Below are 23,949 nucleotides of genomic sequence, written 5' to 3' on the forward strand. Positions count from 1 at the left end.
GAACGCCGAATGGCAACCTGCGGATTGTGAAAGGGACGAAGATTATGAAGGCGCTGCTTTGCGTGGAGCACGGGCCACCCGAAACGCTGGTCGTGCGCGATGTGCCGACGCCGGAGCCGGGCAAGGGCGAGGTCCGCATCAAGGTGGCGGCCGCGGGCGTCAACTTCCCGGACGTGCTCATCATCCAGAACCTCTACCAGTTCAAGCCGCCGCTGCCGTTCTCGCCGGGCGGCGAGGCGGCGGGCGTGGTCGATGCGGTGGGCGAGGGGGTGACGCACCTGAAGCCGGGCGACCGCGTGCTGGCGATGACGGGAACGGGCGGCTTTGCCGAGTATCTCGTCGCGGACGCCGCGAAGGCGGTACCGCTGCCGGAGTCGATGCCGCTCGACATCGCGGCGGGCTTCACCATGACCTACGGGACCTCGCACCACGCGCTGAAGCAGCGCGCGCGTATCCAGCCGGGCGAGACGCTGCTCGTGCTCGGCGCGGCGGGTGGCGTCGGGCTCGCGGCGGTGGAGCTCGGCAAGGTGATGGGCGCGAAGGTGGTGGCCGCCGCCTCGTCCGACGAGAAGCTGGCACTCTGCCGCGAATACGGCGCGGACGAGACGATCAACTATGCCTCCGAGGACCTGCGCGAGGGCATCAAGCGCACCTGCGGCGCGGGGCCGGACGTGATCTATGATCCCGTCGGCGACAGGTTCGCCGAGCCCGCGTTCCGCTCGATCGGCTGGAACGGGCGCTATCTCGTCGTGGGGTTCGCGGGCGGCGAGATCCCGAAGCTGCCGCTCAACCTCGCGCTCATCAAGGGCGCGTCGATCGTCGGCGTGTTCTGGGGGGCGTTCACGATGCGCGAGCCGAAGGTGCACGCCGCCAACATGGCGGAGCTGATCCAGTGGCTGGGCGAGGGCAAGCTGCACCCGCACATCTCCCGGCGTTTTTCGCTCGATGAAGGGGCTCAGGCGATCCGCTGGATGATGGACCGCAAGGCGATGGGGAAGGTGCTCGTCGAGATGTAATCAGGATGACCAAATCTTGGAGTTGTTCCGGTTTTGAAAGGATCGCCCTTCTTCTCCCCTCCCCTGAAGAGGAGGGGCTTCAGGGATTCAATCTAAACGGAATGATTCTAGCGCACGTAGCTCGCGCCGTTGATGTCGAGCGTCGCGCCGGTCATCGCGGCGGGGGCTTTCAGCGCGAGGTAGATGATCGCGTTCGCCACCTCGCCGGGGTCGGCGACGCGGCCGAGCGGGATGTCGGCGAGCAGTTGCCGGCCGCCGCGGCTCGCAAGATAATCCTCCGCCATGCCGGTCATCGTGAAGCCGGGGGCGACGGCGTAGGCGAGGATGCCTTCGTTCGCGTGGGCGCGCGCGATCGTCTTGGTCATGGCGATCATGCCCGCCTTCGCCGCCGCATAGTGCCAGTGCGCGGGCGAATCGCCGCGGTGCCCGGCGCGGCTCGCGACGTTGACGATGCGCCCGCCGCTGCCGCGCGCCTGCCAGTGCAGGATCGCGGCGCGCGACAGGTCCGCCGCCGCTTTCAGGTTGATGGCGAGGCCGCGCTCCCACTGCGCGTCCCAGTCGGCGTCGCTCGTGTCCAAGGGGTTCTCTTCGAACACGCCCGCGTTGTTGACGAGCACGTCGATGCGCCCGTCGAGGGCTTCCAGCGCCTTGTCCCAGAGTGCGCGGCCTGCGCCCGGCAGGCTGAGGTCGGCGCCGATCAGCCCGCCGCCGCTCGTCGTGGCGTGGCCGACGACGCGGGCGTCCTCCTCGCGGATGAGGGCCATGGTGGCCGCGCCGATGCCGCGCGAGGCGCCGGTGATGAAGATGTGGGGACGTGCCATGCGGGCGAGTCTAGCGAGTGGCGGAGCGGGCTGCCAGTTTCAAAGCCGACATCGGGGTGGGTGCGTCCCTCGACTGCGCTCGGGATGATGCACGTTTTTACAAGGTATAAGAGCCCTTCATTCCGAGCCCTTCGACGCCGCCTGCGGCGGCGCTCAGGATAAACTGCGTCGAGGGACGCGCGCCCGAACCTGCCGCGTCTATGCCGCGATGGCCGCCATGAACTCGCCGACGGCGCTCTGGAGCTGGGTGAGCTGCTCGTCCACCTCGGCGAAGACGACGCGCACCGTGTCCACCTCGCTCGCCACGCTTTCGGTGGTCTGGCGGATGCTGGCGATGGCGGCGGACATGGCGTCGGCGGAGAGCGCGGTTTCGTCGACCGAGCCGGTGATCATCGTCACGGTCGCGGCCTGATTGTCCATCGCGCCCTTGATGCGCTCGGCGGAGCGGCGGACGCCGTCCACCGTGTCGCGGATCGAGCCGTTCGCGGCGACGGTGCTCTGCGTCGCGGCCTGAATGGCGGCGATCTGCTTGGCGATGTCGTCGGTCGCGCGCGCGGTCTGCCCGGCGAGCGACTTCACCTCCTGCGCGACCACGGCGAAGCCGCGCCCGGCCTCGCCCGCGCGCGCCGCCTCGATCGTGGCGTTGAGCGCGAGGAGGTTGGTCTGCCCGGCGATGTCGCGGATCAGGCTGACGATCGACTCGATCGTCTCGCTGTGCCGGGCGAGCAGCGTGACCGAATCGACCGCATCGCCCGCCTGCGACGTGGCGCGGTCGGCGACGGTCGCGGCACCGTCCACCTCGGCGCGGGTTTCCTCGATGGTGCGGATCAGCCCGGCGGCCGTCTCCGCCGCCTGCCGCATCGCCATCGCCGACTGCTCGGCGGCGGCGGCGACCTCGGCGGATTTCGAAAGCATGTCGCGCGCCTTGATCGCGGCGGTCGCGGACTGGGCGCGCACGGCGGCGGAGCGCTGCGAGGTGCGCTCGACGGCGCTGGCGATCAGCGTGCGGAACTTCTCGCCGTAGGCGTGGATCTCGTCGGTGCGCTGCCTGTCGCGCAGCACCAGCACGCGCGTCAGCACGAGGTCGACCTCCAGCTCGCAAATCTTGGAGAGCACGCGCAGCATCTTGGCGAGCTTCGTGCGGTCCTCGATGACGTGCGGCAGGTGCTCGTAGGCGACGTCGTAGGCGCAGCTGAACGCGCCGACCGCCTCGTGGCTCTTGGCGCCTGCCGCGAACACGCCGTTGCCGTGCAGCGCCACGCGCTCCATCCACGCGGCGTCGAGCGGATCGGTGAGGTTCTGCCGCGTGTAGGCGACGCTGTTCTCGATCATGATGCGCTTGTGCTCGGGCGTCAGGTCGTCGCCCGCGCCCGCGGACGGCCCGAAGACTTCCCAGAACGCCTCGGCCATCTGCGGCGCGACCGGCTCCAGCGCCTGCCAGAGCTCGGGCATCAGGCGCTGGTCCTCGTCCGTGATGCGATAGGAGCGCAGCCGCTCCCGCCAGGAGACCGTCTCGTTGTCGATCATGCGTTTGGTTCTGTCGCCTGCTTTTCGCGCAAGTTGGGTGCCGAGTGCGGAACACCCTAGCCGATCGGGGTTAACGTCCCGTTAGATCACGCAGTTGCGGTGCCGCGAGGATGCGCTACCGTGTCCGGAATGGAACAGGACAGGACCGATACGGGGGCGGCGCGCGAACGCCTCGCCCGCGTGCTGGAGCGCGCGGTGCCCGGCCATGTGGATGTCGAGGCCGTGATCCCGCTGTCGGGCGGGGCGAATTCGCTCACCTATGCGGTGGACGCCGTGCGCGACGGCGAACGATGGCGGCTGATCCTGCAGGTCGCGCCGCCCGGCAAGGCGGAGGACGGCATGTCGCGGGCCGTGCAGGCGGCGCTGCAGACGCGCGCCGGCAACGCGGGCGTCCGCGTCGCGCCGGTGATCGCGGTGCTGACGCCGCAGGACGGGCTCGGCGAGGGCTTCGTCATGGCGTTCGTGGAGGGCGAGACGCTGGCGCCGCGCTGGCTGCGCGACGCGGGCCATGCGGACGCGCGTGCGGCCATGCTCGCGGACTGCGCGGAGGCGCTCGCCCGCATCCACGCGATCGGCGCGGAGGCGGTCGCCGACCTCCGGCTTCCGGTGCTGACGCCGCAGGCGCAGCTCCGCGAGATCCGCGACACCTACGACCGCTGCGAAGGGGCGGTTCCGGTGTTCGAATTGGCCTTCGCCGAGCTTGCCCGGAGGCTGCCCGAGGACGGCGACCTCGCGCTCGTGCACGGCGATTTCCGCTCTGGCAACTTCATCGTCGGGGATGCGGGCCTCGCGGCGGTCGTCGACTGGGAGCTCGCGCACATCGGCCATCCGCTGCTCGACATCGGCTGGCTTTCCACCAACACGTGGCGCTTCGGCCAGACGCAGATGCCCGTGGGCGGCTTCGCGGAGCGCGAGGCGTTCTACGCGGCCTACGAGGCGGCCGGCGGCAGGCGCGTGGACCGCGACCTCGCGCTCGCCTTCGAGATGCTCGGCTCGCTGCGCTGGGGCGTGATGTGCATGCAGATGGGCGCCGCGCACCTTTCGGGCGAGGTCGCCTCCGTCGAGCGCGCCGCCATCGCCCGCCGCGTCTCGGAAACCGAGGCCGATCTTCTCTACATGCTGAAGCACGGAGCGCTTTGAACGATGCGGTCGAACATCGAAGTCGCCGATCTCATCGAGGCCGTCGCCGCCTTCCTCAGGGACGCGGAAGGCGCGCTCGAGGGGCGCATGGCGTTCCACGCCAAGGTCGCCGCGAACGCGCTCGCCATTGCGCTGCGCGAACTGCGCGAGCGCCCGGCCGAGGCGGAGGCCGAAGCGCTCGGCGCATTGCTGCCCGATGTGCCCGCAGATGAACGCGTCGCGGCGGCGTGCGCGCGCATCCGCGCGGGCGAATGGACGGCGGAGACGCCGGGCCTGCTCGATGCGCTGGAGGCGGGCGTCATGGCGCGGCTCGGCGTCGACAACCCGCGCTTTCCGACGCTCGAACGGCTGCGCGGCGCCTGAATCGGCGTAGTTGCGAATCGTTTGCAAGCATAAGAGTTGCACGACTCGCCGCGCGGCCTAAAAGCACCCGTGAAAAAGGGCACTCAACTGGGGATAAAAGCGTGGCATCCGTGAACCGGCCGCTTTCACCGCACCTCGGCATCTGGCGCTGGCGCGTCCACATGCTGGTTTCGATCCTGCACCGCGTCACGGGCGACGGCCTCGCCATCGGCGGCACGCTGCTGTTCCTCTGGTGGCTGGTCGCCGCCGCCACGGGGCCCGAGGCCTACGAGACCTTCCTGTCGGTCGCCTCGGGCTGGTTCGGGATCACCATCCTCGTCGCGCTGACGTGGGCCGTCTACCAGCACATGATGTCGGGGCTGCGCCACCTCGCGATGGACACCGGCTGGGGCTACGACATCCCCACCTCGAAGCGCACCGCCCAGCTCACCATCCTCGCCTCGCTGACGCTCACCGCGATCACCTGGGCGATCATCCTGTACGTCTGAGGAGCTTGTCCGATGGGACGTGGAACCGAAATCGGCCGCGTGCGCGGCCTCGGCGCGGCGAAGAGCGGCGTGCATCACTGGTGGCTGCAGCGCGTCACCGCCGTCTCGAACCTGCTGCTCGTCGTCTGGTTCATCGTGTCGCTCGTGCGCCTGCCGGACCTCGGCCACCAGACGGTGACGGGCTGGATGGGCCAGCCGCTCGTCGCGGTGCCGCTGATCCTGTTCGTTGTCAGCGTTTTCTGGCACTTGCGGCTCGGTCTTCAGGTCCTGATCGAAGATTATCTGCATAGCGAGGGCAACAAGGTAGCGGCGCTGCTCGCGCTCAACGCCTTCGCGGTCGCCGGCGGCCTCGTCGGCGTCTTCTCCATTCTCAAGATCGCGCTCGGCGCCTGACGGACCCAAAACGCAATGACCAGCAGCTACCAGATCATCGACCACACCTATGACGCCGTCGTCGTCGGCGCGGGCGGCTCGGGGCTTCGCGCCACGATGGGCATCGCCGAGGCGGGCCTCAAGACCGCCTGCATCACCAAGGTGTTCCCCACGCGCTCGCACACCGTCGCGGCGCAGGGCGGCATCGCCGCCAGCCTCGGCAACATGGGGCCGGACCACTGGACATGGCACATGTACGACACCGTGAAGGGGTCGGACTGGCTCGGCGACCAGGACGCGATCGAGTATCTGTGCCGCGAGGCGCCCGCCGCCGTCTACGAGCTGGAGCACGCGGGCGTGCCGTTCAGCCGCACCGGCGAGGGCAAGATCTACCAGCGCCCGTTCGGCGGCATGATGCAGAACATGGGCGCCGGGCCGCCCGCGCAGCGCACCTGCGCCGCCGCCGACCGCACCGGCCACGCCATGCTGCACGCGCTCTACCAGCAGTCGCTGCGCTACAGCGCGGACTTCTTCATCGAATATTTCGCGCTCGACCTCATCATGGAGAACGGCGAGTGCCGGGGCGTCGTCGCGCTCTGCATGGAGGACGGCACCATCCACCGCTTCCGCTCGCACAGCGTCGTGCTGGCGACGGGCGGCTACGGCCGCGCCTATTTCTCCGCGACCTCGGCGCACACCTGCACGGGCGACGGCGGCGGCATGGTGCTGCGCGCCGGGCTCCCCTTGCAGGACATGGAGTTCGTGCAGTTCCACCCGACCGGCATCTACGGCGCGGGCGTGCTCATCACCGAGGGCGCGCGCGGCGAGGGCGGCTACCTCACCAACGCCGAGGGCGAGCGCTTCATGGAGCGCTACGCGCCGAGCGCGAAGGACCTCGCCAGCCGCGACGTCGTCTCGCGGTCGATGGCGATGGAAATCCGCGAGGGCCGGGGCGTCGGCAAGGAGAAGGACCACATCTACCTTCACCTCAACCACATCGACGCCAAGATCCTGCACGAGCGCCTGCCCGGCATCACCGAGACGGGCAAGATCTTCGCGGGCGTCGACCTGACGCGCCAGCCGCTCCCGGTGGTGCCGACCGTCCATTACAACATGGGCGGCATCCCCACGAACTATCACGGCGAGGTCGTGACGCTGAAGGACGGCAACCCGGACACGGTCGTCCCCGGCCTGTTCGCGGTGGGCGAGGCGGCGTGCGTCTCGGTGCACGGCGCGAACCGCCTCGGCTCCAACAGCCTCATCGACCTCGTGGTGTTCGGCCGCGCGACCGGCAAGCGCATCGCCGAGATCATCAAGCCCGGCACCGCGCACAAGCCGCTGCCGGCGGACGGGGCCGATCTGGCGCTCGGCCGCCTCGACCACTTCCGCAACGCGCAGGGCGGCTCGCCCACGGCGGACGTGCGGCTGGAGATGCAGAAGACCATGCAGGCGCACTGCGCGGTGTTCCGCACCGACGAGCTTCTGCAGGAAGGCATCGGCAAGCTCGCCAAGACCTACGAGCGCGTGCAGGACATCCGCGTCACCGACAAGGGCCTCGTCTGGAACACCGACCTCGTCGAGACGCTGGAACTCGACAATCTCATCGGGCAGGCGATGGTGACGATCCACGGCGCCGCGAACCGCAAGGAAAGCCGCGGCGCGCACATGCACGAGGACTATCCGAACCGCGACGACGAGAACTGGATGAAGCACACCGTCTCGTGGTTCGACGGCTGGGGCGGCAAGGGCGGCGGCGTCAAGCTCGATTCCCGCCCGGTGCACACCTACACACTCACCGACGAGATCGAGTATATCAAGCCGAAGGCGCGCGTTTACTGACGCTTTGGGAGCGGCGTATCCTACATCTCGTCATACCGGCGCAGGCCGGGGTGACGCTCTGGTCCTATCCCGCCGCCGTCAAACGGTTTAGCTGATCCGGCCGCAATTCCAGCGTCGCGGCCTTGATGAGGTCGGCGACCTGATCGGGCTTGCTGGCGCTGGCGATGGGCGCGGTGATGCCGGGTTGCTCGCGGAGCCATGCGAGCGCGATACTGGCGAGGCTGGCGCCGGTCTCGGCGGCGATGCTGTCCATCGCGGCGAGGACGGCGGGGCCTTTGCCTTCCATCCATTTTTTGACCGCACCGGCGCGCGTGCCGGTCAGGTCGGCGGGCGTCCGGTACTTGCCGGAGAGATAGCCGCTCGCGAGGCCGTAGTAGGGCACCACGCCGATCTTCTCGTCGATGGCGAGCCGTTGCAGCGCGCCTTCGTATTCGTCGCGCTTCAGCAGGTTGTATTCGGGTTGCAGCACGGTGAAGCGCGCCCAGCCGTTGCGGTCGCTGACCGCGAGCGCCTCGGCGAGCCGGGCCGGGCTGTAGTTGGAGGCGCCGATGGCGCGCACGCGGCCCGCCTTCACCAGCGCGTCCAAAGCGCCCAGCGTTTCCTCGAGCGGCGTGTCGGGATCGTCCCTGTGCGCGAAGTAAACGTCGATCACATCGGTTTGCAGGCGGTTGAGGGAGGCCTCGCACGCCGCCGCGATGCGGCCGGCCTTGAGGCCCTTGCCGCCTTCGCCATCCAGCAGCCCGACCTTGGTCGCGATCACCGTACTGTCGCGCCGCCCGCTCGCCTTCAGCCACTTGCCGATGATCGTCTCGGACTCGCCGCCGCTGTTGCCGGGTACCCATGCCGAATAGACGTCCGCCGTGTCGATGAAATTGCCGCCGCTCTCGGCGAAGGCGTCGAGCACGGCGAAGCTCGTCCTCTCGTCGGCGGTCCAGCCGAAGACGTTGCCGCCGAGCATGATGGGGGCGACCGAAAAGCCGCTGGCGCCGAGCGTGCGCTGTTTCATCCGAGTCTCCTGTCGTCAGGCGGCAAGCATCCTGCGTTGCGGGGCGCGCTGCAACCCTTCGCACCTGTCCCGATTCGGTACAGGCCATATGTCGTGTTATAGAAAAGCCGTGCCGGCGACTCGTTTCCGGTCCGTCCGGACCCCATGGTTCTTGTCGCGGCAGCAGGAGGATCATCATGTCGGCCAGGGAAACGCGCGAATACTTCCTGCGGCGTGAGAGCGAGTGCCGCGAAATGGCGGCGCGCGCCGATGCCCCGTCCGTGCGCAGGATCCATGAGTCGCTTGCCGCCCGGTTCGCCGCGCGGGCCGAGGCCGCGAAGGAGGAGGCCGCCTGAGCGCGGCCTAGACGATCCGGTAGACCTGCCCGCTGCCCGCATCGCGGACCATGTCGATGCGCGCGCCGTCCCAATGATAGTCGAGATGCCGCCCCTGCACGGGCGATGACGTGCGGTCCGGGTAGAACAGCCCCGCACAGGTGCCCCCTGCGCGCCGCACGCTCGGATAGACGACGCCCTCCGATCCCGCCGCCCGCAGCCGCGCGCCCAGCGCCTGACCGGGGGCGTAGTCGTCGGGGGAGAGCACGGCCCCGGCGCCCGCGCGAAGGTCGTGGAGCGACGCCGAGACGTCGAGCACGATCTCCCGGAACTGCGAGGTCCAGCCCGGCGGCTCGGCGGTCGCGGCCATGAAGCGAGCGTGGTGGTGCGCGGTCTCGAACAGCGCCGTCTCGAAGCCGTCGCCGATGTAGAGCACGCCGTAGCGCCCGTCGCTGAACCGGCTCGGCCGGTCTGTGCTGATATGCGTGAACGGGGCCATCAGCCAGCTTGCGCCCGGCCCGGCGACGCGGCGCTTCGGCGGCACGAGGTCGAGCGTGCCGATGCTGGCCATCAGCCGTGGGTTGGTCTTCTGCTCGGCCGCGATCAGCAGCGGCCAGTCGGCCGGGTCGGCGATGTCCTCGAACAGGTCGATGGGCGGCCACGCGCTGCGGATGATCCGCACCGCGCCCTTCCAGTCCACCTCGGCGACCGGGATCGCGTCATCGCTCACCAGCCGCCCCGCTCGGCGTCGAGGTAGCGGCGCACGCGCATGAGGTCGGTGAGCTCGCCGCCGAGCATCACGGCGAGCGCGCTCTGTCCTTCGAAGGCGGCGCTCGGCGCCTTCACCCACGCATAGCCGCGGTGCGGCTCTCGGAAGATGATGCGCAGCGCCTTGTGGATGCCCATCAGGTTGGAAAGCCGCGCCTTGCCGTCGCGGCCCATGCGGCCGGGGCCCTCCGCCTTCCAGCGCCGGTAGGTGCGCAGCGGCAGGTCGAGCAGCGTCGCGGCAGCCTCGTCGGTGATCTCCCACGCGTGGAACAGGTTCAGCGCCGCGCGGAACATCGCGGCGCCTTCCGCGTCGGTGATCGGCGCCGGGCGGAACGCGGGCGCCGATGTGTCGACAAGCTGGAGCGTAGGGGTCACGGTATCTCCTTTTGGCAACATATAATATATATGATGCCATTTGGCAACCGTAACGGCTCAGGGGTTGCGGCCCGTCACCACCCATGCCGCGCCGTCGATGACGACTCCGGTATCGGTCAGCCGCGCGGCAAGGGCCTCGCGCACCGCCGCAAGTCCCTTCGCGCGCACATCTTCGGGCTTGTCGGCGAGCAGGCGCGGGACGGGGCCGATCTGCTGCATGTAATCGAGCGCATCGTCGAGGGCGGCCTCGCGGCTGCTGCCGATGCCGTAGATGAGCGGCGCGTCGAAGGGCCGGACGGCGATGTCGGTGAAGCCCGCGTCCGCGAGGATGCCCTCCAGCCGCGCGCGGTCGCCGAAGGCGTAGGGGCCGGGCGCGGCGGAGTCGGCCTCCGGGATCGGCACGATGCCGCGCAACGCCGCGATCGGCAGCCGCGCCCAATCGTTTTCCGCCGCCGTGCGCCAGCAGATGAAGGCGAGGCGCCCGCCGGGCTTCAGCGCCGCGCGCATGTGCCGGAACGCGGCCGCGGGCGCATCGAAGAACATCACGCCGAAGCGCGAGAAGAGGAGGTCGAAGCTTGCGGCAGGCAAAGCCGCGCGGCTCGCGTCCTCCAGCCGGAACGCGATCGGCAGCGCCGCGGCCGCCGCGCGCTCGCGGGCGCGCGCGATCAGCGGCTCCGAGATGTCGACGCCCACGACACGGCCGCCGGGCTGCACGCTTGCGGCAAGCGCCAGCGTCGTGCCGCCGGTGCCGCAGCCGATGTCGAGCGCCGCCTCGCCCGGCCTCGCCGCGGCGGCTTCGAGCGCAGCTTCGCCGTAGGGGGCGAGGATGCGGTCGAGCCGTTCCTGATTGTCCGCCCAGCGCGCGCCCGTCGCGCCGTTCCAGTCGTCGATCTGCAATGCGTTCGTCATGACCCGGTATCTAATCTATTTGAGAATCGTTCTCAACAAGAAAGCGGGCAGCGGCGCCAATCGGCCTCCGAGTATTGATAGTGCTCGGAAAATCGGGTTCTGCGATGATGCGCGGACCCCAAACATGGGTCGCCGACTGGGCCGGGCGGTTCGCTCGGCCCGATTATTTAGCGGCGCTTGCCGGATCGGGGAGGGGATCATGCGAAAGAGCTTGGTCGCGCTTGTCCTGATTGCCGGAGCGTTCCTGCTGTTCCGCCATTTCCAGCCCGCAATCGGCGAACGGCTGTTCGCCCGCGCGGTTGCCGCGAATATCGGCCGCGACGCACGGGACGGCCTGCCCGACGGCCTCCACGTCGCGCTCTGCGGGGCGGGATCGCCGCTTGCCGATCCGCGTCGCGCCGGGCCCTGCACGGCGGTGATCGCGGGCAGGCGGCTGTTCATCGTCGACACGGGCGGCGGATCGGCGCGCAGGCTCGCCGCGATGGGCCTGCCGATCGGCGAGATCGAGGCGCTGCTGCTCACGCACTTCCATTCGGATCATATCGACGGACTCGGCGAGCTGATGACGCTGCGCTGGGCGAACGGCGGCAGCGTGGCGCCGCTGCCCGTGTTCGGGCCGCCGGGCGTCGATACGGTTGTTCAGGGCTTCAACGCGGCCTATGCGCTCGATCGCGGCTACCGCGTCGCGCACCACGGGGCGGATGTCGTGCCGCCCGCCGGGCACGGCGCCGCGCCGCGCGCCTTTGCCGCCGATCGCGCCGTGGCCGTGCTCGAAGGGGGCGGGCTCCGCGTCACGGCGTTCCCCGTGGGCCACGATCCCGTGCGGCCCGCGGTCGGCTACCGCTTCGACTATGCGGGGCGCTCGGTGGTGATCAGCGGCGACACGGCGCCCGGCGGCGGCGTCGCGGCGCAGGCGAGGGGCGCCGACCTCCTCGTGCACGAGGCGCTGAGCCCGGCGATGGTCGGCGTGATCGAAAAGGCGCTGCGGGGCGCCGGCAACGCGCGCGCGGCGAAGATCATGTCCGACATCCCGGACTATCACACCGCGCCGGAGGACGCGGCCCGGACCGCCGCGGCCGCGAAGGTGCGGATGCTGGTGCTGAACCACGTCGTGCCGCCGGTGCCGCTCCGGATTCTGGAGCCGTATTTCCTCGGCGGGGCGGGCGAACGCTATACAGGACCGATCGTCGTCGGCGCCGACGGCATGGTGTTCAGCCTGCCGCGCGGCACCGACGCGATCGAACGGAACGACCTGCTCTAGCTGGTCGCGGTTTCCGTCACCGGTACGAGCTTGATCTCGACGCGGCGGTTCTGGGCGCGTCCCGCCTCGCTGTCGTTGCCGGCGATCGGCTGGCTCTCGCCCATGCCCTGCGTCGCGATGCGTGCGCGCAGCACGCCGTTCGACGACAGATAGGTGGCGACGCTGTCCGCGCGGCGCTGCGACAGCGTCATGTTGTAGGCGTCGGAGCCCGTCGAATCGGTGTGGCCGATCACGTCGACGAAGGTCTTCTCGTACTGCGAGAGCACGCGCGCGACCTCGTTCAGTGTCGGCTGGAACTGCGGGCTGACGATCGCCGAATCGACGTCGAACGTCACCTTCGACGGCATGTTGAGCAGGATCTCGTCGCCCTGGCGGACGACGTCGATGCCGGTGCCCGCGGTCTTCTCGCGCAGCTCCTTCTCCTGCTTGTCCATGTAGGCGCCGACCGCCGCGCCCGCGAGCGCGCCTATGCCGGTGCCGACCAGCACCTCGGTGCGGTTGCGCTTGCCGCCGATGATGGCGCCGAGGCCCGCACCGCCGGCCGCGCCGACGGCCGCGCCGATCGCGGTCTTGGACAGCTTCTTCTCGCCCGTTTCCGGGTTGGTGACGCACGCCGTCGTCAGCAGCAGGGCCGTGGCCCCGGTCGCTGCAACCAGTTTCGCTCGGATAGACATAAGCCCCTGATCTCCATTTCTGTTCGCGGCGCTAGTACGCAGCGCGCCGCCCACTGGTTCCAACAGCAGTTCAGCTTAACGCGCGCTGAGCAGATCGTTCAGATGGAAAAAACGGCGCATCATCGCCGCCACCTGATCCATCACCTCGAACTGGAGCATGTGGCCCGATCCCGTGACCTGCGCGGTGGCGATGCGGCGGTTGAGCTTCGAGAGGTCGGAAAGGCGGTTCATCGTGCGCTCGACCGTGATGACGAGGGTCGGCACGGAAAGCGCCGCGAACGCGGCCGGGCCGTCCCAGCTCCAGATCGCGTCCCAGCCCGCGCGCGCCACCTCGGGATCGGCGGCGGCCTGCGTGTCGGCGAGTGCGCGCACGGCCTCCGCATCGGTCGGCGCGATCATCATGCCGCCTGAGAAGCGGCGCATCAGCGCGGGGAAATCGTCCGTCGTCGCAAGGTCGGCCTTCATGCGGTCGCGCCCGGCGAAGGCCGCTTCCATCGGCTGGATCGCGGCCGGATCGAGCAGCACGGCGGCCATCACGCGCTCCGGCGCGCGCGCCGCGGCTTCCACCACGATCTGCGCGCCCATCGAATGGCCCACCCAGATGGCGCGCTCGGGCATCGCGGCGAGCACGGCGCCCGTCTGCGCCGGGATCGCATAGTCGCCGGTTTCGGGGCTCGCGCCGTGGCCGGGGAGGTCGGGCATCACCGCCTTCTGCGCCGGGAACGCCTCCGCCACCGGCTGCATGGCCCGGTGGTCGCAGGTCCAGCCGTGGACGAGGGCGAGCGCCGGTTCCTTGCCGGCGCGGGTGACGACATTCAGCATTGCGGGTCCCTTCCTGACGTGCGGACTTCAAATGCCCCGTCCCGCCGTATAAGGAAAGCCGGTCATGCAGCCGTTTCCCTGGTCCGACCTCGGCATCATCCTGCTTCTCATCGCGTTGAACGGCGTGTTCGCCATGTCCGAAATGTCGGTGGTGTCGTCGCGCAGGGCGCGGCTACAGGCGATGGCGAACGCCGGCAAGCCCGGCGCGCGCATCGCGATGGCGCTGCACGAGGAGCCGTCGCGCTTCCTCTCCACGGTCCAGATCGGCATCACGCTCATCGGCATCGTCGCCGGTGCCTACTCCGGCGCCACGCTCGGCACGCCGGTGGCGGACCGGCTGGCCGCGCTCGGTGTGCCGGAACGGGCATCGGGCGAGATCGGCATCGTGCTCGTCGTTTCGGTCATCACCTATCTCTCGCTCACGGCGGGCGAACTCGTGCCGAAGCAGCTTGCGCTGAGGAACCCGGAACGCATCGCGTCGTTCATCGCGCCGCCCATGTCGGTGCTTTCGCGGATCACGGCGCCGCTGGTCTGGGTGCTCGATCGTTCGACGAAGGCCCTGCTTCGCCTGTTCGGGGCGGCAAAGGAGAACGCCGATCACGTCACCGCCGAGGAACTCCACCTCATCGTCTCCGAGGCGACCAGCGCCGGGGTCATCGAGGAGAGCGAGCGCCAGATGATCAGCGGCGTGATGCGTCTCGCCAACCGCTCGGTGCGCGCAGTGATGACGCCGCGCACCGAGATCGACTGGCTCGACATCGAGGCGGACGAGGCCGAGATCCGCGCCGAGCTGGTGGCGACGCCGCACACGCGCCTGCCGGTGGCGGAAGGCTCCATCGACCGCATCGTCGGCGTCGTGCAGGCGCGCGATGTCGTCGCCGCGATCCTCGATGGCCGCCCGCTCGATCTCAAGGCCCTGATCCGGCCGGCCCCCGTCGTTCCCGATGCGATGGATGCGGCGGACGCGCTGGAAATCCTGCGGCAGGCGGACGTGCCGATCGCGCTCGTCCACGACGAGTACGGCCACTTCGAGGGCATCCTGACCCCGGCCGACCTGCTCGCGGCGATCGCGGGCGCGTTCAAGTCCGATCTCGACGAGGGCAGCGAGCCCGACGCCGTGGAGCGCGGCGACGGCAGCTGGCTGCTGGCGGGCTCCATGCCCGCCGACGAGATGGCCGAAACGCTCGGCACAAGGCTTCCGGCCGACCGCGACTACCAGACCGTGGCAGGCTTCGCGCTCAGCGTGCTCACGCACCTTCCCGAGATTGGCGAGACCTTCGCCTACGACGGCTGGCGCTTCGAGGTCGTCGACATGGACGGCCGCAAGATCGACCGGCTGCTCGCGGCGCCCGCCGCGAATCCGGAACCCTAGGACCGATCGCCATTCAGGTGATGCCGGGCTGCAAACGGTGGCTTTCTGCGCTTCCGGTGCTCACGTACTATAAGTACGCTGCGCGCCGGTTCTCGAAATCCACCATTTTCGCCTCGGCCTGACCTGAATGGCGAACGGTCCTAACTGCGCGCCTTGAGCGCCGCCACCTCTGCCTCCAGCCGGTGCAGCGACTCGATCACCGCCATGTCGAGCTTTTCATGCAGGCGCAGGATTTCGAGCTCGGCGCGCAGGTTCACCTCATAGTCGAGCCGCGCGGCGAGCCTGTCCTTGTCGGCCTGCCGGTTCTGGCTCATCATGATGATCGGCGCCTGCACCGCGGCGAGCGTCGACAGCATCAGGTTCAGGAAGATGTAGGGGTAGGGGTCGAAGGTCAGCCCCAGCCGCGGCAGGATTCCGCCGTTCAGCAGCATCCAGCCGAGCAGCACCAGCGCGAAGGCGATGATGAAGCCCCACGACCCGCCCACCTCGGCCACCCGGTCCGAGAGCCGGTCCCCCAACGTGGCGTGCGCCTCGGCAAGAAGCCCCGCGTCGCGGCTGATCGGCGTCCTTTTCGAAACATGTTCGAGGACGCGCTTTTCGTGATGCCCGAGATCCTCCGGCGCGCTGCCGAGCAGGCGTTTCGAAACTTCCGCGATGTCGATGATCGGACGCATGGGACGGCCTCTTGCTGGTTCGGGCCGACATTAGGAAACGCCGCGGCGGCGATCCATCCCCAGTCGTATTCCGCGGCTCAGGCGGCGATCGTTGCCCAGCGGCCTTCCCAGCCCTCGAGGCCCCAGTCCTCGGGATTCTCGGACGAGACGATCGCGTCGCCGTCCGCTTCCACCAGAAGGTTCACGTCCTGCGGGGCGATCGCCGCGCGTTTCGGGATCGAGAAGAACATGCGGACGACCGGGCGGGTGAGATCGGCCGGGTTGATGTCGGTGACGACCGCGAGATGGTCCGAGCGCAGGCGCACCACGGTTCCTACGGGATAGATGCCGACGCTGCGGATGAACGCGGTGAGGATGTCGGAATCGAAATGGCCGCGCGAGCCGAACATCGTCTTCAGCGCCATGTTCGGCACCCACGCCTCCTTGTAGGGGCGGTTGGAGGTGAGCGCGTCATAGACGTCGCAGGCGGCCCCCATGCGCGCGAAAAGCGTGATCTGCCCGCCCTTCAGCCGCTTGGGATAGCCCGTGCCGTTGACCTTTTCATGGTGGTGCAGGCACACGTCGAGCGCCATCTCGGGCACGTCGCGGCTCCGCGTGAGCAGGCTGTGCCCGCGCTCCGGGTGCAGCTTCATGATCGTGTATTCGGCATGGGTGAGGTCGCCGGGCTTGCCCAGCACCTCGGGCGGCATCGCCATCTTGCCGATGTCGTGCAGCAGCCCGGCGACGCCGGCGTCGCGCAGCGTGTCCCGGTCGAAGCCGCCGATCTCGCGGCCGAGATTGATCATCAGCGCCGCGACCGCGACCGAGTGGACGTAAGTGTACTCGTCCTTGGATTTCAGCCTGAGGATGCTGGTGAGCGCCGACTGGTTGCGCGCGATGGACGCGGCGATCTCGTCGACGAGGGGCACGAGCGTGTCCGCCTCCACGATCCGGCCGAGCCGCGCCTGATCGTAAAGCTCGGTCATGACCAGCTTGGCGTTCTCGGCGATGCGGCTCGCCCTCCCGAACTCCTCGGCGAGGCTGCACGGTCCCTCGGCGGTTTCCGCCGCGGGTGGCGTCGGGCCGGGGGCATGGATCGGCACGGCTACGGCTTCGGGCGTCTCCGCGGCGTCTGCCACGGCCCGTTCCGGCTCCGGCGGGGCGGATTCGGGTGCGGCGGCATCCGTTTCGGCGGTCTCGCGGGCGGCTTGCGGCGGCGGCTCGACGTCGAGGCCGCGCGCCGTGTCGATCACCACCGCATCGGCGCGGCTCGTGCGCAGCGCGTCCACGTCATCGGCCTCGGTTAGCAGGAATCCGGCCTTCATGAAGGGATGGGAGAACCACGACCCTTCGATGGCATGGATGAACATGCCGGACCTGATCTGGTTGCGCCGAATTCGTTTGAACACCCGAAGTTCCTGTTTTTCTTGGGCGCATCCGCGCCTCGCCCCGCAAAGGCTTATGACACGCCAGCCTTGAACGAGACGCTGGCGGTTAGGGTTAATAACGGTGTAAACCATGTCATTTCTTCGTTCCGATCATGGACTTGCGCCTTCGAGGCGTCGGCTGGCATTGTCGGCGCAATTCAGGAAGGAGAATTCAGGAATGCGTGATGTTGGCTTTGCGGTGCTGCTGGCGGGTCTCCTCGGGACGGCGGCAGCGGAGGCGCGCCCCGTCGCCTTTGCCGATCGCGTGCCGGACGGCAGCGCGGCGATCGTCCTGCCGCTCGCCGCGAAGGATGATCTGGCGGTGCGCGCCGCATCGCTCGACACCGCGGCCCGCGATGCCGTGGGCCGGGCGCTCGATGCCGCCGCGTTCGACTACAAGGCGAATTCGACGCTCGTCCTGCGCGGCGTCGGCGCATGGCAGCAGATCGTCGTCATCGGCGCGAAGGGCGGGCTGACGCCCGCCGGGCTCCAGGACATCGGCGGCCTCGCCGCGCGGGAGACGGTGTCGGCGGACGGGCCGGTCGCGCTCCTTGCCTCGGGGCTTGCGCCGGGCGTCGCCGATGCCGCCGCCGATCTCGCCGTCGGCGCCGACCTCGGCGGCTACAGCTTCGATCGCTACAAGACGCCCCCGCAGACGCCGCGCGCGGTGGGCCGCGACGCGCCGCTCACCGTGGTCGGGGCCGCGGGCGCCCAGCGCTATGCCGCGCAGGGCAGGGCGCTCGTCGAGGGCGTCACGCTGGTGCGCGACCTCATCAGCGAACCCTCGAACGTGAAATACCCGGAGGTCATCGTCGAGCGCGTGCGCGAGGCGTTCAAGGGCGTCGCCAAGGTGCGGATCGAGGCGCTGGGCGTGCCGGAGATGGAAAAGCTCGGCATGGGCGCGATCCTCAGCGTCGGCAAGGGATCGACGCGGCCGCCGCGCATGTTGATCGTCGAGTACCGCGGCGGCGGCAGCGAGGCGCCGCTGGTGCTGGCGGGCAAGGGCATCACCTTCGATTCGGGCGGCATCTCGCTGAAGCCGGGCGCGGGCATGTGGCGGATGCGCACCGACATGGCGGGCGCGGCGACGGTGGTCGGCACCGTGCTGTCGCTTGCGAAAAGCGGCGCGCCCGTCAACGTGGTCGCCGTCGCCGCGCTGGCCGAGAACATGCCCGACGGCGGCGCGACACGCCCCGGCGACGTCGTGAAGGCGTACAACGGCAAGACGATCGAGGTGACGAACACCGATGCCGAGGGGCGGCTGGTGCTCGCCGATGCGGTCTCCTATGCGGAGGCGCGCTTCAACCCGGCGGCGATCGTCGACATCGCGACGCTGACCGGCGCCGTCGGCGGTGCGCTCGGCGACGACTACGCGGGGCTTTTCAGCCGCCACGATGCGCTCGCCGCGCAGCTGACGGCCGCGGGCAAGACCGCCGGCGAGCCGCTCTGGCAGCTGCCGCTCCATCCCGCCTATGCCGAGACGATGAGCTCGGGCGTCGCCGACATCCTGAACTCCGCCGAAAACGGCAGGCCCGGCGCGGGCCTCGGCGCGCACTTCATCGGCGCGTTCGTGAAGCCCGAAACGCCGTGGGCACATCTCGACGTCGCCTACACGGTCTGGACCGACAAGGCCCTGCCCACCGCCCCGAAGGGTGCGGTCGGCTATGGCGTGCGCCTGCTCGATGCCTTCGCGCGCAACTGGAAGCCCGTGCCGCGCGCGGCGGGCGAGGGCGGCCGCTAGCCGGCCTTCATCGCCTTTTCCGCCTGCGCCCACGCGAGTCTGGCGAGCGGGACCAGCCGCTCGCTCATCGCGGCGGCGTGGGCGTTGGCGGCGGTGCCCCTTATGTACCGGCCCTTGATGCCGTGGATGATGGCGGCGAGGCGGAACATGTTGAAGGCGATGTAGAAATCGAGGTTGGGGATGCCGCTGCGCCCGGTGCGGCGGCAATAGGCCTCGACGTATTCGGCCTCGCCCGGGATGCCGAGCGCCGTGAGGTCCTTGCCTGCGAGCCCCGCCGTTTCCTCGGGCGGCATCCGGTACATCATCAGGTGGTAGGTGAAGTCGGCGAGCGGATGGCCGAGCGTCGAGAGCTCCCAGTCCAGCACCGCGAGCACCCTCGGCTCGGTGGGGTGGAAGATCATGTTGTCGGCGCGGTAGTCGCCGTGCACGACGCTGGTCTCGTCGCCGGGCGGGATGTTGGCGGGCAGCCACTCGCACAGCCGGTCCATCTCCTCGAAATGGCCGGCCTGCTCGTCGTCCTTGTACTGGCCCGCCCAGCGGCCGATCTGGCGCGCGAAATAGTTGCCGGGCTTGCCGAAGTCGCCGAGGCCAATCGCCTCGGGGTCGAAGTTGTGGAGGTCGGCGATGGTCCTGTTCATCGCGTCGAAGTGCGCGGCGCGGCTTTCGGGGGATTCGCCGGGGAAGGACGTGTCCCACACCACGCGCCCGTCGACGCAGTCCATCACGTAGAACCACGTGCCGATCACGTCCTCGTCGGTGCAGAGGCCGTAGGCGCGCGCCACGGGGAAGCCCTGCGCGTGAAGCGCGCTGATCACGCGGTATTCGCGGTCGACGGCGTGCGCGGATTTCAGGAGCTGCCCCGGCGGCTTGCGGCGCATCACGTAGTTTTTCGCGGGCGTCAGCAGCTTGTAGGTCGGGTTCGACTGGCCGCCCTTGAACTGCTCGACCGTCAGCGGACCCGTGTAGCCCTCCACGTTGGCCTGCATCCAGTCCGCGAGGCGCGCCTCGTCGAAACGGTGCTGCTCGCGAACCGCCTGCGTTCCGGAGAACTGCTCCTGCTTGGTGGTCACGCCGTCTATCCCTCCCGTGCGATCGCCCTCCAGCCGATATCTGACCTGTAAAAGCCCTCCGGCCACCTGATCTTTTCGGCAGCGGCATAGGCGCGGTCCCGTGCTTCGCGGACGGTGCGTCCGGTGGCGGTGACATTGAGCACGCGGCCGCCGTTCGCGATCAGGCGTCCCTCGGCATCGCGCGCGGTGCCCGCATGAAAGATGACCACGCCTTCGCCCGCCGCCGTCTCGACGCCCTCGATCACCGTGCCCTTCCTTGGCGTGCCCGGATAGCCCTCCGCCGCCATCACCAGCGTGAGCGCGGGCGCGTCGTGCCACTGGATGCTGACGTATTCGAGCGCGCCGTCCACCGCCGCGAGCAGCAGGGGCACGATGTCGGACTTCATGCGCAGCATCAGCACCTGGCATTCGGGATCGCCGAAGCGCGCGTTGTACTCAATGAGCTGCGGGCCGGTTTCGGTCAGCATCAGCCCCGCGTAGAGCACGCCCACATAGGGGATACCGTCCGCCGCCATCGCGTCCACCGTGGGCTGCACGATCTCGCGCATCACCTGCGCCTCGAGCTCCGGCGTGAGGACCGGCGCGGGGGAATAAGCGCCCATGCCGCCGGTGTTGGGGCCGGTGTCGCCGTCGCCGACGCGCTTGTGGTCCTGCGCGGAGGCGAGGGGGAGGGCGGTCCTGCCGTCGACGAGCGCGAAGAAGCTGGCCTCCTCGCCGGTGAGGAAGTCCTCGATCACCACCTCGGCGCCCGCTGCGCCGAAGCTGCCGCTGAACATGTCGTCGATGGCAGCATTCGCGTCCGCGCGGGTCTCGGCGATGATGACGCCCTTGCCCGCCGCGAGCCCGTCCGCCTTGATGACGATGGGGAGGCCGCGCGTCGCCGCATAGGTTTTCGCCGCGCCCGCATCCGTGAAGCGCTCGTAGGCGGCGGTGGGAATGCCTGCGCGCTTGCACAGGTCCTTGGTGAAGCCCTTCGAGCCTTCGAGCTGCGCGGCCTTCGCGCTCGGCCCGAACGCCTTGATGCCCGCCGCCGTCAGCGCGTCCACCAGCCCCTCGACGAGCGGCTGCTCCGGCCCGACGACGACGAGGCCCACGGCCTTCTCGCGGCAGAAGGCGATGACCGCCGCATGGTCGGCGCTGTTCAGCGAGACGCGTTCGCAAACGTCCGCGATCCCCGCATTGCCGGGAGAGCACCAGAGCGTGTCGCACAGCGGTGACTGGACGATTTTCCAGGCGAGCGCATGTTCGCGGCCGCCGCTTCCGATCAGGAGGATGTTCATGGCCGGGCCTTGTAGAGCGTGCGCCGAGCGCTTAGCAACGCCTGATGGACGCCCCCGGCAACGCCCATGAATTCACCGTCTCCGAACTGTCCTCGGCGCTGAAGCGCAGTATCGAGGAGCAGTTCGGGAGCGTCCGCCTGCGCGGCGAGGTTTCGGGCTGGAAGGTGCCCGCCTCCGGCCACGCCTATTTCGCACTGAAGGACGATGCGGCGCTGATCGACGCGGTGATGTGGAAGGGGCAGCGCGCGCGCCTGAATTTCCGCCCCGAGGACGGCATGGAGGTGGTCGCCACCGGCCGCCTCACCACCTATCCGGGGCGCTCCAAGTACCAGATCGTCGTCGAATCGCTGGAGCTTGCAGGCGAGGGCGCGCTCCTCGCCATGATCGAGCGGCGCAAGGCGATGCTCGCCGCCGAGGGCCTGTTCGCGCCCGAGCGCAAGCGGCCGATCCCGTGGCTCCCCGAACTGATCGGCGTCGTCACCTCGCCCACGGGCGCGGTGATCCGCGACATATTGCACCGTCTCGGCGACCGCTTCCCGCGCGACGTGCTGGTCTGGCCGGTGAAGGTGCAGGGCGACGGCGCGGCGGAGGAGGTCGCGGCGGCGATCCGCGGCTTCAACGCGATGGCGCGGCGGCCGGACGTGCTCATCGTCGCGCGCGGCGGCGGCTCGATCGAGGACCTGATGGCGTTCAACGAGGAGATCGTCGTGCGCGCGGCGGCGGCGTCCGAAATCCCGCTCATCAGCGCGGTCGGCCACGAGACCGACACCACGCTCATCGACTTCGCCTCGGACCACCGCGCCCCGACGCCCACCGCCGCCGCCGAGCTTGCCGTGCCCGTCCGCACCGAACTGGTCGCGGGCGTCTCGTCGTTCGCGGCGCGGCTCGACCGCTGCATCGCGAAGGCGGCGGAGGGTCGCGCCGAACGCCTCCACCTCTGGGCCGCGCGCCTGCCGACGCCTGCGGCGATCCTCGGCATGAAGACGCAGCGTCTCGACGACGTGGGCGAGCGCCTGCCGCGCGCGCTGCGCGCCGCGCTCCAGCAGTGGCAGGGCCGCTATGCCCAGGCCGCCGAGCCGCTGCGCGCCGCGATGCGCGGCCGCATCGCCGATGCGCGGCACGACCTCGCGCAACCCGCGGCACGCCTGCGCCCGACGCTCCTCTCCGGCCTTGCCCGCCGCGCGTCGGAACGCGCTGCCGCCGCGGCACGCCTTCTCGAATCGCTCAGTCCGCTCGCCATCCTGTCGCGCGGCTATGCCGTGGTGACGCGGCCCGACGGCAGCCTCGTGAAGAGCGCGGGCGAGGCGCGGCGCGAGGTTCGCCTCGGGCTTCGTTTCGGCGACAGTCCGGAGCCCGTGGACGTCGCGGTCGGCGGGAAGCCCCGCAAATCCGCTCGCGAGAGCGATGCGCCCTTGCAGGCGAAGCTGCTGTAGGCGATCATTATGCCCGCTATGCTCAAACTCGGTGAAGGCCGCCCGGCGCGGCTCCAGTATCTTTCCGGCTCCTACCGCGTGCTCCAGCACGGTGATCACGTGACCTGCGCGGTCACCGGCACGCGCGTTCCGCTTCAGAACCTGCGCTACTGGAGCCACGAGCTTCAGGAGGCCTATGTCTCGGGTGAAGCCGCGGCGGCCCGCTATGCCGAAATGCGTGCGCTGGGCCGCCTCTAGCGCTGTCCTGCTGCTGGCGGCCTGTGCGTCGCGAACGGCCGAAAACCTGCCCGTGGAGCCTGTTGCCGCGTTCGCTCCGACTCCGGCCCCGGCCTTTGCGTTCGGCGCCATCGAAGGCGTGCCGGAGCAGGCCGGCTTTGCGCGCGGGCTGGCGCCGCCCGGAACGCTGCGCCTGACGCTGGACGGCAAGGACGTGCCGGTTGCGGCGGACGGGGCGTTCTTCGTCGCCTTCCCGCGCGAGGCGTCGTCGTCGGTGCTGCTGCGCGCGGAAGGCGGCGATGGTGTGGCCGCCGAACACCGCCTCGATCTCCGCCCGCGCGTGTTCCCCGAAGACCGGCTGCCCGCACGTCTTCAGCGCCATACCGCCGATCCCGGTTTCGCCGCCCGCCGCGCGGAAGAGCTTGCGCGCATCGGCGCGGCACGGGGCGCGCCGAGCGGCGAATCCGGCTGGCGCGGCGGGTTCGTCCTGCCGGCCTCGGGACGCGTCAGCGGCGTGTTCGGATCGCAGCGTTTCTACGGCGACGAGCCGCAAAGCCCCCATTCCGGCCTCGACATCGCGGCCCCGGTCGGCACGCCCGTGGTTGCGCCGGCGCCGGGCCGCGTCGTGCTCGCATCGCCGCCGCTCTTCAGCCTCGAAGGCAATCTCGTCATCCTCGACCACGGGCAGGGACTCACCTCGTCGTTCCTGCACCTCGACCGGGTCGACGTGGCCGCCGGACAGGCGCTGCAAACCGGTGAAATCATTGGCGCTGTCGGCGCCACCGGACGCGCGACGGGCGCGCATCTGCACTGGGGCGTCATGTGGCAGGGCGTACGTTTCGATCCTGCCACATTGTTGTCACAGGTCTTGCCGGCCTGTTGTTGAACAGTAATAAAATTACAATTTCTATGTCGATTTGGTTACCTCGCTGCACACACTGTTGCGGGATCATCACACCGCCAGTTTGAAGCGATCAGGTCCATTCTGACCAGCTTTACACTTCAGGAACATTTGAGGACAAACACGCTAGGTCCGCAATGGACTGCGCCAATACGTGTTTC

General features: G+C 69.5%; 25 protein-coding genes. 13 read left to right on the forward strand and 12 right to left on the reverse strand.

The genetic code is table 11. The annotated features are described in order from the left end of the window. The first annotated feature begins 44 nt into the window (after window positions 1-44). Window positions 45-1,016, forward strand: coding sequence for an NADPH:quinone oxidoreductase family protein (locus PE061_RS12775; protein WP_271255661.1), 972 nt, complete (start codon window positions 45-47; stop codon window positions 1,014-1,016). 107 nt (window positions 1,017-1,123) lie between these two features. Here PE061_RS12775 and PE061_RS12780 read toward each other — a convergent pair whose 3' ends face one another. Together PE061_RS12780 and PE061_RS12785 are read right to left on the reverse strand one after the other, a co-directional pair. Then, window positions 1,124-1,837 (reverse strand): SDR family NAD(P)-dependent oxidoreductase, encoded by a 714-nt coding sequence (locus tag PE061_RS12780; protein ID WP_271255662.1) that lies wholly within the window; start codon window positions 1,835-1,837, stop codon window positions 1,124-1,126. 198 nt (window positions 1,838-2,035) lie between these two features. Beyond that, the gene (locus PE061_RS12785; protein ID WP_271255663.1) at window positions 2,036-3,364 is read right to left on the reverse strand and encodes a methyl-accepting chemotaxis protein; all 1,329 of its coding nucleotides are present in this window, start codon (window positions 3,362-3,364) and stop codon (window positions 2,036-2,038) included. A 129-nt stretch (window positions 3,365-3,493) separates the two neighbouring features. Here PE061_RS12785 and PE061_RS12790 point away from each other — a divergent pair, with 129 nt between their 5' ends. The 5 genes from PE061_RS12790 to sdhA all read left to right on the forward strand — a co-directional run bounded on the left by PE061_RS12790 (window position 3,494) and on the right by sdhA (window position 7,566). Then, entirely contained in the window at window positions 3,494-4,504 is a 1,011-nt protein-coding gene (locus PE061_RS12790) for a phosphotransferase family protein (protein ID WP_271259194.1), read from the forward strand. A 3-nt stretch (window positions 4,505-4,507) separates the two neighbouring features. Beyond that, window positions 4,508-4,867: a DUF6285 domain-containing protein gene (locus PE061_RS12795; RefSeq protein ID WP_271255664.1), complete on the forward strand. Its 360-nt coding sequence runs from the start codon at window positions 4,508-4,510 to the stop codon at window positions 4,865-4,867. 101 nt (window positions 4,868-4,968) lie between these two features. Then, entirely contained in the window at window positions 4,969-5,355 is a 387-nt protein-coding gene (gene sdhC, locus PE061_RS12800; protein WP_271255665.1) for a succinate dehydrogenase, cytochrome b556 subunit, read from the forward strand. Between the two features lie 12 nt (window positions 5,356-5,367). Next, window positions 5,368-5,748 (forward strand): succinate dehydrogenase, hydrophobic membrane anchor protein, encoded by a 381-nt coding sequence (sdhD, locus tag PE061_RS12805; RefSeq protein WP_271255666.1) that lies wholly within the window; start codon window positions 5,368-5,370, stop codon window positions 5,746-5,748. A gap of 15 nt (window positions 5,749-5,763) precedes the next feature. Then, window positions 5,764-7,566 carry a succinate dehydrogenase flavoprotein subunit gene (gene sdhA, locus PE061_RS12810; RefSeq protein ID WP_271255667.1) on the forward strand — a complete coding sequence of 601 codons (1,803 nt, stop codon included), beginning with the start codon at window positions 5,764-5,766 and terminating at the stop codon, window positions 7,564-7,566. Between the two features lie 64 nt (window positions 7,567-7,630). Here sdhA and PE061_RS12815 read toward each other — a convergent pair whose 3' ends face one another. After that, window positions 7,631-8,572, reverse strand: a complete 942-nt coding sequence (locus PE061_RS12815; RefSeq protein ID WP_271255668.1) for an aldo/keto reductase — start codon at window positions 8,570-8,572, stop codon at window positions 7,631-7,633. 176 nt (window positions 8,573-8,748) lie between these two features. Between PE061_RS12815 and PE061_RS12820 the strand changes: the two genes are divergently transcribed. After that, on the forward strand, window positions 8,749-8,907 hold the full coding sequence (locus tag PE061_RS12820; protein WP_271255669.1) for a hypothetical protein: 159 nt from the start codon (window positions 8,749-8,751) through the stop codon (window positions 8,905-8,907). 7 nt (window positions 8,908-8,914) lie between these two features. Here the strand turns inward: PE061_RS12820 and PE061_RS12825 are convergent, their stop codons facing one another. The 3 genes from PE061_RS12825 to PE061_RS12835 all read right to left on the reverse strand — a co-directional run bounded on the left by PE061_RS12825 (window position 8,915) and on the right by PE061_RS12835 (window position 10,938). Beyond that, a complete protein-coding gene (locus tag PE061_RS12825) occupies window positions 8,915-9,616 on the reverse strand; it encodes an RES family NAD+ phosphorylase (RefSeq protein WP_420794303.1) in 702 nt (233 codons plus the stop codon). Next, window positions 9,613-9,972 carry an MbcA/ParS/Xre antitoxin family protein gene (locus PE061_RS12830; RefSeq protein WP_336297030.1) on the reverse strand — a complete coding sequence of 120 codons (360 nt, stop codon included), beginning with the start codon at window positions 9,970-9,972 and terminating at the stop codon, window positions 9,613-9,615. Before PE061_RS12830 ends, PE061_RS12825 begins: the two co-directional genes overlap by 4 nt. A gap of 114 nt (window positions 9,973-10,086) precedes the next feature. Further along, entirely contained in the window at window positions 10,087-10,938 is an 852-nt protein-coding gene (locus PE061_RS12835) for a class I SAM-dependent methyltransferase (protein WP_271255671.1), read from the reverse strand. 199 nt (window positions 10,939-11,137) lie between these two features. Here PE061_RS12835 and PE061_RS12840 point away from each other — a divergent pair, with 199 nt between their 5' ends. Continuing rightward, window positions 11,138-12,199 (forward strand): MBL fold metallo-hydrolase, encoded by a 1,062-nt coding sequence (locus tag PE061_RS12840; protein ID WP_271255672.1) that lies wholly within the window; start codon window positions 11,138-11,140, stop codon window positions 12,197-12,199. Here PE061_RS12840 and PE061_RS12845 read toward each other — a convergent pair. Further along, window positions 12,196-12,873, reverse strand: coding sequence for an OmpA family protein (locus tag PE061_RS12845; protein ID WP_271255673.1), 678 nt, complete (start codon window positions 12,871-12,873; stop codon window positions 12,196-12,198). The two genes, PE061_RS12840 and PE061_RS12845, sit on opposite strands and share 4 nt — an antisense overlap. 75 nt (window positions 12,874-12,948) lie before the next feature. Further along, window positions 12,949-13,695 carry an alpha/beta fold hydrolase gene (locus PE061_RS12850; protein ID WP_271255674.1) on the reverse strand — a complete coding sequence of 249 codons (747 nt, stop codon included), beginning with the start codon at window positions 13,693-13,695 and terminating at the stop codon, window positions 12,949-12,951. A gap of 64 nt (window positions 13,696-13,759) precedes the next feature. Between PE061_RS12850 and PE061_RS12855 the strand changes: the two genes are divergently transcribed. Further along, window positions 13,760-15,067 (forward strand): hemolysin family protein, encoded by a 1,308-nt coding sequence (locus tag PE061_RS12855; RefSeq protein WP_271255675.1) that lies wholly within the window; start codon window positions 13,760-13,762, stop codon window positions 15,065-15,067. A gap of 140 nt (window positions 15,068-15,207) precedes the next feature. On the opposite strand, the gene PE061_RS12860 is transcribed toward PE061_RS12855, so the two are convergent. Together PE061_RS12860 and PE061_RS12865 are read right to left on the reverse strand one after the other, a co-directional pair. Then, window positions 15,208-15,741, reverse strand: coding sequence for a DUF1003 domain-containing protein (locus PE061_RS12860; protein WP_271255676.1), 534 nt, complete (start codon window positions 15,739-15,741; stop codon window positions 15,208-15,210). 77 nt (window positions 15,742-15,818) lie between these two features. Further along, window positions 15,819-17,129: an HD-GYP domain-containing protein gene (locus PE061_RS12865; RefSeq protein WP_271255677.1), complete on the reverse strand. Its 1,311-nt coding sequence runs from the start codon at window positions 17,127-17,129 to the stop codon at window positions 15,819-15,821. 196 nt (window positions 17,130-17,325) lie between these two features. On the opposite strand from PE061_RS12865, the gene PE061_RS12870 reads away from it, so the two are divergent. After that, the gene (locus tag PE061_RS12870; protein ID WP_271255678.1) at window positions 17,326-18,888 is read left to right on the forward strand and encodes a leucyl aminopeptidase; all 1,563 of its coding nucleotides are present in this window, start codon (window positions 17,326-17,328) and stop codon (window positions 18,886-18,888) included. On the opposite strand, the gene PE061_RS12875 is transcribed toward PE061_RS12870, so the two are convergent. Together PE061_RS12875 and purD are read right to left on the reverse strand one after the other, a co-directional pair. Further along, on the reverse strand, window positions 18,885-19,958 hold the full coding sequence (locus tag PE061_RS12875) for a phosphotransferase family protein (RefSeq protein WP_271255679.1): 1,074 nt from the start codon (window positions 19,956-19,958) through the stop codon (window positions 18,885-18,887). The genes PE061_RS12870 and PE061_RS12875 overlap by 4 nt on opposite strands. Before the next feature lie 5 nt (window positions 19,959-19,963). Next, the gene (purD, locus tag PE061_RS12880; RefSeq protein WP_271255680.1) at window positions 19,964-21,238 is read right to left on the reverse strand and encodes a phosphoribosylamine--glycine ligase; all 1,275 of its coding nucleotides are present in this window, start codon (window positions 21,236-21,238) and stop codon (window positions 19,964-19,966) included. Window positions 21,239-21,282: 44 nt separating this feature from the next. On the opposite strand from purD, the gene xseA reads away from it, so the two are divergent. The 3 genes from xseA to PE061_RS12895 are packed head-to-tail and all read left to right on the forward strand — an operon-like array spanning window position 21,283 to window position 23,773. Continuing rightward, window positions 21,283-22,671 (forward strand): exodeoxyribonuclease VII large subunit, encoded by a 1,389-nt coding sequence (xseA, locus tag PE061_RS12885; RefSeq protein WP_271255681.1) that lies wholly within the window; start codon window positions 21,283-21,285, stop codon window positions 22,669-22,671. Between the two features lie 18 nt (window positions 22,672-22,689). Then, window positions 22,690-22,908, forward strand: coding sequence for a DUF2093 domain-containing protein (locus PE061_RS12890; protein WP_271259196.1), 219 nt, complete (start codon window positions 22,690-22,692; stop codon window positions 22,906-22,908). Then, entirely contained in the window at window positions 22,877-23,773 is an 897-nt protein-coding gene (locus PE061_RS12895; protein ID WP_271255682.1) for a M23 family metallopeptidase, read from the forward strand. Before PE061_RS12890 ends, PE061_RS12895 begins: the two co-directional genes overlap by 32 nt. The last annotated feature ends 176 nt before the right edge of the window (window positions 23,774-23,949 follow it).

It is taken from the genome of Sphingosinicella microcystinivorans, from assembly GCF_027941835.1.
Classification (GTDB): domain Bacteria; phylum Pseudomonadota; class Alphaproteobacteria; order Sphingomonadales; family Sphingomonadaceae; genus Sphingosinicella.

Excerpts from the sequence above, each read along its gene's own strand:
- PE061_RS12870 (WP_271255678.1), top strand. The coding sequence starts at position 17,326 with ATGCGTGATGTTGGCTTTGCGGTGCTGCTGGCGGGTCTCCTCGGGACG.
- PE061_RS12855 (WP_271255675.1), top strand. The coding sequence starts at position 13,760 with ATGCAGCCGTTTCCCTGGTCCGACCTCGGCATCATCCTGCTTCTCATC.
- PE061_RS12775 (WP_271255661.1), top strand. The coding sequence starts at position 45 with ATGAAGGCGCTGCTTTGCGTGGAGCACGGGCCACCCGAAACGCTGGTC.
- PE061_RS12785 (WP_271255663.1), bottom strand. The coding sequence starts at position 3,364 with ATGATCGACAACGAGACGGTCTCCTGGCGGGAGCGGCTGCGCTCCTAT.
- sdhD (WP_271255666.1), top strand. The coding sequence starts at position 5,368 with ATGGGACGTGGAACCGAAATCGGCCGCGTGCGCGGCCTCGGCGCGGCG.
- purD (WP_271255680.1), bottom strand. The coding sequence starts at position 21,238 with ATGAACATCCTCCTGATCGGAAGCGGCGGCCGCGAACATGCGCTCGCC.
- PE061_RS12845 (WP_271255673.1), bottom strand. The coding sequence starts at position 12,873 with ATGTCTATCCGAGCGAAACTGGTTGCAGCGACCGGGGCCACGGCCCTG.
- PE061_RS12860 (WP_271255676.1), bottom strand. The coding sequence starts at position 15,741 with ATGCGTCCGATCATCGACATCGCGGAAGTTTCGAAACGCCTGCTCGGC.
- PE061_RS12780 (WP_271255662.1), bottom strand. The coding sequence starts at position 1,837 with ATGGCACGTCCCCACATCTTCATCACCGGCGCCTCGCGCGGCATCGGC.
- sdhA (WP_271255667.1), top strand. The coding sequence starts at position 5,764 with ATGACCAGCAGCTACCAGATCATCGACCACACCTATGACGCCGTCGTC.
- PE061_RS12890 (WP_271259196.1), top strand. The coding sequence starts at position 22,690 with ATGCTCAAACTCGGTGAAGGCCGCCCGGCGCGGCTCCAGTATCTTTCC.
- xseA (WP_271255681.1), top strand. The coding sequence starts at position 21,283 with ATGGACGCCCCCGGCAACGCCCATGAATTCACCGTCTCCGAACTGTCC.
- PE061_RS12795 (WP_271255664.1), top strand. The coding sequence starts at position 4,508 with ATGCGGTCGAACATCGAAGTCGCCGATCTCATCGAGGCCGTCGCCGCC.
- PE061_RS12820 (WP_271255669.1), top strand. The coding sequence starts at position 8,749 with ATGTCGGCCAGGGAAACGCGCGAATACTTCCTGCGGCGTGAGAGCGAG.
- PE061_RS12835 (WP_271255671.1), bottom strand. The coding sequence starts at position 10,938 with ATGACGAACGCATTGCAGATCGACGACTGGAACGGCGCGACGGGCGCG.
- PE061_RS12790 (WP_271259194.1), top strand. The coding sequence starts at position 3,494 with ATGGAACAGGACAGGACCGATACGGGGGCGGCGCGCGAACGCCTCGCC.
- PE061_RS12815 (WP_271255668.1), bottom strand. The coding sequence starts at position 8,572 with ATGAAACAGCGCACGCTCGGCGCCAGCGGCTTTTCGGTCGCCCCCATC.
- PE061_RS12895 (WP_271255682.1), top strand. The coding sequence starts at position 22,877 with ATGCCGAAATGCGTGCGCTGGGCCGCCTCTAGCGCTGTCCTGCTGCTG.
- PE061_RS12840 (WP_271255672.1), top strand. The coding sequence starts at position 11,138 with ATGCGAAAGAGCTTGGTCGCGCTTGTCCTGATTGCCGGAGCGTTCCTG.
- PE061_RS12850 (WP_271255674.1), bottom strand. The coding sequence starts at position 13,695 with ATGCTGAATGTCGTCACCCGCGCCGGCAAGGAACCGGCGCTCGCCCTC.